The organism is Scandinavium lactucae (genome assembly GCF_033843265.1).
Classification (GTDB): domain Bacteria; phylum Pseudomonadota; class Gammaproteobacteria; order Enterobacterales; family Enterobacteriaceae; genus Scandinavium; species Scandinavium lactucae.
This window is the reverse complement of record NZ_JAWXRD010000029.1, coordinates 326,348-334,714: the sequence shown is the minus strand read 5'-3', so window position 1 is coordinate 334,714 and position 8,367 is coordinate 326,348. Positions and strand designations below refer to the sequence as shown.

Annotated in this window: 6 protein-coding genes; all 6 read right to left on the bottom strand. The window is 52.3% G+C overall.

Annotated features, from left to right (window positions below):
• Nucleotides 1-143 precede the first annotated feature (143 nt).
• The 6 genes from SIK69_RS12130 to SIK69_RS12105 all read right to left on the bottom strand — a co-directional run bounded on the left by SIK69_RS12130 (nucleotide 144) and on the right by SIK69_RS12105 (nucleotide 8,365).
• Entirely contained in the window at nucleotides 144-902 is a 759-nt protein-coding gene (locus SIK69_RS12130) for an amino acid ABC transporter ATP-binding protein (protein WP_319627469.1), read from the bottom strand.
• A 7-nt stretch (nucleotides 903-909) separates the two neighbouring features.
• On the bottom strand, nucleotides 910-2,013 hold the full coding sequence (locus tag SIK69_RS12125; protein WP_319786165.1) for an amino acid ABC transporter permease: 1,104 nt from the start codon (nucleotides 2,011-2,013) through the stop codon (nucleotides 910-912).
• Nucleotides 2,014-2,022: 9 nt separating this feature from the next.
• A complete protein-coding gene (locus SIK69_RS12120) occupies nucleotides 2,023-3,204 on the bottom strand; it encodes an amino acid ABC transporter permease (RefSeq protein ID WP_319627467.1) in 1,182 nt (393 codons plus the stop codon).
• 68 nt (nucleotides 3,205-3,272) lie between these two features.
• Nucleotides 3,273-4,298 (bottom strand): amino acid ABC transporter substrate-binding protein, encoded by a 1,026-nt coding sequence (locus SIK69_RS12115; protein ID WP_319627466.1) that lies wholly within the window; start codon nucleotides 4,296-4,298, stop codon nucleotides 3,273-3,275.
• A 474-nt stretch (nucleotides 4,299-4,772) separates the two neighbouring features.
• Nucleotides 4,773-4,994, bottom strand: a complete 222-nt coding sequence (locus tag SIK69_RS12110) for a lipoprotein (RefSeq protein WP_319627465.1) — start codon at nucleotides 4,992-4,994, stop codon at nucleotides 4,773-4,775.
• Between the two features lie 260 nt (nucleotides 4,995-5,254).
• A complete protein-coding gene (locus SIK69_RS12105; protein ID WP_319627464.1) occupies nucleotides 5,255-8,365 on the bottom strand; it encodes an efflux RND transporter permease subunit in 3,111 nt (1,036 codons plus the stop codon).
• Nucleotides 8,366-8,367 lie beyond the last annotated feature (2 nt).

The following is an 8,367-nucleotide window of genomic DNA, read 5'->3' as shown; positions in this document are numbered from 1 at the left end:
CCGTAGCGCCGATGGTAGTGTGGGGTCTCCCCATGCGAGAGTAGGGAACTGCCAGACATCAATTAAGCAAAAAGCCCAGTCTTATGACTGGGCTTTTTGCTTTTCTACATTGTAAAAAACTCCCCTTTCGGGGAGGATAATACTCAATGGATGACCTGAGAAAGGAATGCGCGGGTACGTTCCGACTTGGGATTGGCAAAGAACTGATCCGGAGGAGCTTGCTCGACGATCTCACCTCTGTCCATGAAGATCACTCGGTCGGCAACGGTTCTGGCGAAGCCCATTTCATGCGTCACACACAGCATCGTCATACCGGATTGGGCCAGACCAATCATGGTATCGAGCACTTCTTTTACCATTTCAGGATCGAGCGCCGATGTTGGCTCATCGAACAGCATAATTTTAGGTTTCATGCACAGGGAACGCGCAATGGCGACACGCTGCTGTTGGCCGCCTGAGATCTGGCCTGGAAACTTATGTGCATGTTCAGCAATACGTACACGTTCCAGATAATGCATGGCTAACACTTCCGCCTCCTTCTTCGGCATCTTCCGCACCCAGATAGGAGCCAGGGTACAGTTTTGCAGAACCGTCAGATGCGGGAATAAATTGAAGTGCTGGAACACCATCCCCACTTCCTGTCGCACGCGTTCGATATTGCGAATATCTTCATTCAATTCAATACCATCGACGACTATACGCCCCTGCTGATGTTCTTCCAGGTGATTGATACAGCGAATAGTCGTCGATTTCCCGGAACCTGATGGGCCACAAAGGACGATTCGTTCACCCTGTCTGACGTTCAGATTAATATCCTTCAGCACATGAAACTGCCCGTACCATTTATTGACGTTTTCCAGCGTAATCATCGCGTCCGCTGGCTGGAGTAATGTTTGACTCATAATATCCTCAGTGCGGAGTACGCCCGGTGTTAAAGCGCTTTTCCAGATGTTGGCTGTAGCGCGACATGCTAAAACAGAAGATCCAGTAGATCAGCGCGGCAAAGACATAGCCTTCCGTTGACATCCCAAGCCAGGCGGGATCGACGGTGGCTTGCTGAACGCTGCTGAACAGATCGAACAAACCAATGATGATCACCAGACTGGTGTCCTTGAACAGCGCGATAATGGTGTTGACCAGTCCAGGAATGACCAGCTTCAGGGCCTGGGGAAGAATCACCAGCGCCTGCGTTTTCCAATAGCCCAGAGCGAGCGAACTCGCGGCTTCATATTGTCCTTTCGGTAAAGCCTGTAGTCCGCCGCGCACCACTTCCGCGACATAAGCTGACTGGAACAGCACCACCCCGACCAATGCACGAATGAGTTTATCGATGCTGGTGCCTTCCGACATAAACAGCGGCAGCATCACCGAAGACATAAACAGAACGGTGATCAGCGGCACGCCACGCCAGAATTCGATGAAGATAACAGACAGAATACGTACGACCGGCATGGTTGAACGTCGTCCCAGCGCCAGCAAGATCCCGAGTGGTAATGCCCCTGCAATCCCCACCGATGCAATGATCAACGTCAGCGTCAGTCCACCCCATTGCCGGGTTTCCACCCGTTCCAGTCCAAAAAACCCACCATACAGCAGAAACCAGACAACGATCGGATACGCCACGGCCCAACAGGCGATGTAACGCCCGCGACGAGGCATCGCATTCAGGAACATGGGTACAATCGACAGCAGGCCAATAATCAATGTGGTATTGATGCGCCAGCGCTGGTCATGGGGATACAGCCCATACATGAACTGGCCGAAACGCTGATGAATGAACACCCAACAGGCACCCGCTTTGGTACAGTCAGCGCGCGTGGTGCCCACCCAGTTGGCCTGCAAAAAGGCCCAGTTCAACAAGGGGGGAATCAGCTCCCACATAAGCCATAGCGCGAATAGCGTCAGTAGCGTGTTGGACCAGCTGGAGAACAGGTTCTTGTGCATCCACGCCAGAGTTGGATTTCGCTTTGCACCGGCCGGGTGCGCAGAATGAGACACAAGTGCTTTTGTCATCATGACCCCTTAGCGCTCAATCAGTGCCATACGGCGGTTGTAAATATTCATCAGCAGCGAAATGCTCAGGCTGATAATCAGGTAGACCGACATTGTGATGGCAATGGTTTCAATGGCCTGGCCGGTTTGATTCAGCACTGTCCCGGCAAACAGCGACACCATATCGGGATATCCGATGGCAGCTGCCAGCGATGAGTTTTTAACAATATTCAGATACTGGCTGGTGAGTGGCGGGATAACCACGCGTAACGCTTGCGGAATAATGACCTGTCGCAACGTCACCGGATTCGGCAGACCCAACGAGCGGGCCGCTTCATGCTGACCATAAGGCACTGCCTGAATACCGGAACGAATAATCTCGGCGATAAAGGCGGAGGTATAGACCGATAGCGCCAGCGTCAACGCCGCCAATTCCGGGATCAGCGCCATCCCTCCGCGGAAATTAAACCCTCGAAGAACCGGCACATCCCAGTGGAGCGCCGCACCAAATACCCAGTGGGCGAGCAGCGGCAGAACGATGATAAGTACCAGCGCGGAGGGCCATGTCCGCCGGAGCTGCCCGGTTTTTATCTGATGCATTTTGTTGTAGCGAAACAGTCCGACGGTTAACAGTCCAGCCAACCCAATCGCCGCAACAAAAGCCAGTAATCCCTCTCCCCATTGCGGAGACGGAATATAGAGCCCGCGGTTACTGAGAAATGCTAAATCAAAGGCGCTGACGGCCTGACGTGGCCCGGGCAGGTTACGTAAAACGGCAAAGTACCAAAAGAAGATTTGCAGCAGCGGCGGGATATTACGGAAGGTCTCGATATATACCGTCGACAGCTTACGTAGCAGCCAGTTATCCGACAGTCTCGCCAGACCCAGGAAGAACCCAAGAAAGGAGGCAAAGACAATGCACAGCGCTGAGACCAACAGGGTATTGAGCAAACCTACCAGGAAAACCCGGCCGTAGGTGTCGCCCTGCTGATAATCAATTAAGTGTTGAACGATGCCAAAGCCCGCGCTTCGGTCGAGAAAAGCAAAACCGGAGGTAATGCCACGCTTGTCCAGGTTGGTGATGGTGTTGTGTATCAAATAGATGGCAATAGCGACGATGGTCACTACCGCCAGGATTTGAAACAGCCAGGCGCGAACCGTGGGGTTGGAAAAGGAGAGCGATCCTTTTACGGTCAGGCGGCGTTGGGACATAGGAAAACCTCAATGACCAGAACATCAGGTTGGGCACCGCCGAAGCGATGCCCGTCACAGCGTAAAACTTAACGAACCGGTGGAGCGTACTGGATCCCGCCGTTGTTCCAGAGATTGTTCTGGCCACGTTTGATCTTCAGCGCGCTGTCTGCACCGACGTTGCGATCAAAAATTTCAGCGTAGTTACCGACCTGTTTAACGATGTTGTAAGCCCATTTGTTGTCCAGCTTCAGATCCTTGCCGAAATCACCCTCTTTGCCCAACAGGTGAGACATATCCGGCGTCGATGGAGTCGCGAATTTCTCATCCACGTTCTTCGAGTTGATGCCCATTTCTTCGGCATTCAGCATGGCAAACAAGGTCCAGCGAACAATGGAGAACCACTCGTCATCACCGCGACGAACGACCGGACCCAGCGGTTCTTTAGAAATCACTTCTGGCAGAACAACCCAGTCGCCTGGCTTGCTCAGCTTGATGCGCAGAGCATATAGCTGGGACTGGTCAGACGCCAGCGTATCGCAACGCCCGGATTCCAGTGCTTTTGCGGATTCGTCAGAGCGGTCGAAAGTCACCGGCGTGTATTTCATCTTATTGGCTTTAAAGTAGTCCGCCACGTTCAGCTCAGTATCCGTACCGGCCTGAATACAGACGGTTGCACCATCGAGTTCTTTCGCGCTTTTCAGGCCCGCTTTATTGTGCGTCAGGAAGCCAATGCCGTCGTAATAAGTCACGCCGGTAAAGGAAAGACCCATACCCGCATCGCGAGAAGAGGTCCAGGTGGTATTACGCGACAGTAAATCCACTTCGCCCGACTGCAACGCGGTGAAACGTTCTTTCGCTGTCAGCGGGGTATATTTCACTTTGCTGGCATCACCAAATACCGCGGCGGCCACACCACGACAGACATCAACATCGATACCGGTAAATTTGCCGTCGGCATCCGCGTAGGAAAAGCCTGGCAATCCGTCACTGATCCCGCACTGGACAAAGCCTTTCTTTTTCACGGCTTCGAAAGTAGTACCTGCATGTGCCTGACTGGAGATTGCAAACAGCACGCCCGCCGCTGTGAGGCTGGCGATCATCATCTTTTTCATAAAGCATCCTGTGTGGCGAAATTTATCGTTATATATAGACGTCCGAAAGAACGTCGAAACCTGTCTGTGGCCATGGCCATACCCTGTTAAGCAAAGGGGATGCCAGAATTGCAACCACCTGATTTTGGGTCGCGGGGGAGCAATAGAGTGAGTGTAGACAGGAAAGAAAAAAATAAGCGCCCTGGGTTGGTGCAAAATTACAACCTGTGCCACAAAACAGAGCGAAAAAGTGTCAGGATTGAGAGGGGGAAAAGAATTGATTTCGTGGGTTAATATTTGCGTGAGAACGAAGGGAAATAAACTGTGAAATTGCTCACGAGAAAACGGCTGAACAATAATTTTTAATTATGGATGTCTTATGAAGACCACAATTTTATTTTTTTATGCAGTAAGGAAATGAGGCGATTTTTTTACTTTAGGGGTAAGTGCGCACTATTGTGAAGCAAAAGCGCGGGACCCCGCGCTTGAGTGTGATTATTTGGTTAAGGCGACAATACCTAGCGTCAGGCCTGCCAGAGCTGCTGCGCCACCGGCGATCGCTCCGGCTGTTTCCCAGTTATCCTGCGTGGTGCCTTTCATGCAGGTGTTGGTATGAACCAGCCGCCCCTGATCGTCATAAACCGGCACGCAAGGTGAATCGTGTGCGCAGCCTGCGAGTAAGGCGGCCAATAACGCAACTGAAATTAATCTTTTCATAATATTACCTCGAAAAAACCGCGGTGCCATAAAATATCGGTCTTGCGGAATGACGTTAATTTTACCATTGGGACGAGAACCGTCGGAGGGGCAAATAATCTCAATTTGTTTTCTCTGTAAACATCGTGGAGGTTTTGGCGAATATCCCGCTAATTATGTGGAAAATGTGCAGAATAAAACACTGATTTTGCCATCTGCTATTTAGGTATTAATCTGGTTGAAATTAAAAAGGCGCTTTAAGCGCCTTTTTGTTTTACTTATCATTTCGTTGTGCTGAAACGCCGGCGGACGACCACAAAGAATACCGGGACAAAGAAGATGGCCAGCAGCGTCGCGGCTAGCATACCGCCCATCACGCCAGTCCCTACGGCATTCTGCGCTCCGCTGCCGGCACCGTTACTGATTACCAGCGGCATAACGCCGAGAATGAACGCCAATGACGTCATCAAAATTGGACGTAGACGCATTCGGGAGGCCTCAAGGGTGGCTTCAATCACCCCTTTTCCTTCTTTTTCCATTAGGTCCTTAGCGAATTCGACAATCAGGATGGCGTTTTTCGCCGACAGTCCAATCGTTGTTAGCAGGCCAACCTGGAAATAGACGTCGTTATGCATCCCGCGCAGTGATGCGGCAAGTAGCGCCCCGATAACCCCCAGAGGCACTACCAGCATGACCGAGAACGGTATCGACCAGCTTTCATAAAGCGCCGCGAGGCACAGGAACACGACGATCAGTGAAATGGCATACAGCGCCGGAGCTTGGTTACCGGACAGGCGCTCCTGATAGGACATGCCCGTCCAGTCGTAACCAATACCGGCAGGCAGTTTGCTGGCCATCTCTTCCATCAGCAGCATCGCTTCACCGGTACTTTTACCCGGGGCTGCTTCGCCGAGAAGTTCCATTGACGGCAGACCGTTGAATCGCTCCAGACGCGGTGAGCCGTAAACCCAACTTGCGGTAGAAAACGCGGAGAAGGGAACCATTTCACCATTTGCACTGCGAACATAAAGGCTATTGATGTCGTTTGGCAGCATACGGAATTTTGCTTCCGCCTGAACGTAAACCTTCTTCACGCGCCCCCTGTCGATAAAGTCGTTCACGTAGCTCCCACCCAGCGCGGTCGAGATGGTCTGATTGATATCAGAAATCGACACCCCCAACGCCTGCGCTTTTTCCTGATCGACATTCAGCTTGTACTGCGGAGTATCCTCAAGACCGTTTGGACGCACACGTACCAATACGTCCGGATGTTCTTTAACCATGCCGAGCAGTTGGTTACGGGCCTGAGTCAGACCACTGTGCCCAAGCCCGGCCTGATCGACCAGCTCAAAGTCAAAACCCGTTGCCGTGCCTAATTCAATAATCGCAGGCAGGTTAAACGGGAACACCATGGCATCTTTAATGTGGCTAAAGCTGGCCGTTGCGCGTTTGATGATCGCTTCAACATGGTTCTCTTCACCGCTGCGTTCATCCCACGGCTTAAGGCTGATAAATGCCATCCCAGAGTTTTGACCCTGGCCGCTAAAGCTGAAACCATTCACGGTGAAGACGCTCTCGACGTTAGCTTTCTCATCGTTAAGATAGTAGTTGGTCATGGTATCCAGCACCTTTTGGGTGCGCTCCTGCGTCGCCCCCGACGGCAGCTGAACCATGGTCATGAACACGCCCTGATCTTCTTCTGGCAGGAAGGAGGTCGGTAAACGCATGAACAGAACCGCCATTCCCACGACGATTGCCACATAGATAATTAAATAACGCCCGGTTCCTCTCAGGATACGACTGACGCTGTCGGTGTAGTGGTTGACGCTCTGGTCAAACCGGGTATTAAACCAGCCGAAGAATCCGCGTTTGGGGGCGTGATGATCGGCTGAAACAGGTTTCAGCAACGTCGCGCACAGGGCTGGCGTCAGAATTAACGCTACCAATACGGACAGGGCCATGGAGGAAACGATGGTTATCGAAAACTGACGATAGATTGCCCCCGTTGAGCCGCCGAAGAATGCCATCGGGATAAACACGGCGGAGAGCACCATTGCAATCCCGACCAGCGCACCCTGAATTTGCTCCATCGATTTTATCGTCGCGTCTTTTGGTGAGAGCCGTTCTTCGGCCATCACACGCTCGACGTTTTCCACCACCACAATGGCATCATCCACCAATAGCCCTATCGCCAGCACCATACCAAACATCGTCAGGGTGTTAATCGAATAGCCAAACGCTGCCAGAATGGCGAATGTGCCCAGCAGTACAACGGGCACAGCGATGGTCGGGATAAGCGTTGCGCGGATATTTTGCAGGAAAAGATACATCACAAGGAAGACGAGGACGATCGCTTCGAACAGGGTTTTTACGACTTCGTGAATCGAGATTTTGACGAATGGCGTTGTATCGTAAGGATAGACGACACGCATTCCCTGTGGGAAGAAAGGCTGAAGCTCAGCGAGTTTAGTTTTGATCGCCTCGGCGGTGTTAAGGGCGTTCGCCCCGGTGGCGAGTTTAATACCCAAGCCGGATGCTGGCTGGCCGTTAATGCGGGCAAGCGTGTTGTAGTTTTCACCCCCGAGTTCAATCTGTGCCACGTCGCGCAGGTGCACAACCGATCCGTCCTGATTGACGCGCAGCGTGACGTTGCCGAACTCCTGCGGATCTTTCAGGCGTGTTTGAGCAATAATCGACGCGTTAAGCTGTTGGTTGCCGATGGCGGGTGTCCCGCCGAGCTGGCCCGCAGCAATCTGGTTGTTCTGGATTTTCAGCTGATTTACGACATCAACCGGTGTGAGCTGAAACTTGTTGAGTAGATTCGGATCGAGCCAAATGCGCATGGCATACTGTGCGCCGAACAGTTGGGTATCGCCGACGCCATTCAGGCGGCTGATCGCATCTTTAAGGTTGGAGGCGACATAGTCAGAAATATCATCCTGATTCAGGGCCTTATTATCAGATACAAAGCCCGCCACCAGTAAATAGCTGCTGCTCGATTTTTTAACGCTGATGCCTTGTTGCTGCACTTCCTGCGGCAGCAACGGGGTGGCCAGCTGCAGTTTGTTCTGCACCTGTACCTGAGCGATATCCGGATCGGTACCTGACTGGAAGGTCAGGGTAATGGTCACGCCACCGGCAGAATCGCTGGTGGAGGACATGTACATCAGGTTATCGATACCGTTCATGTTCTGTTCGATAACCTGCGTAACGGTGTCCTGCACGGTTTGCGCATCAGCCCCGGGATAGGTGGCCGAAATGGCTACCGCCGGGGGTGCAATCGTCGGGTACTGTGCGATGGGTAGTTGCAGAATAGCAAGACCACCCGCCATCATCAGAATGATGGCCAGTACCCAGGCAAAAATAGGGCGCTGAATAAAAAAACTGGACATAA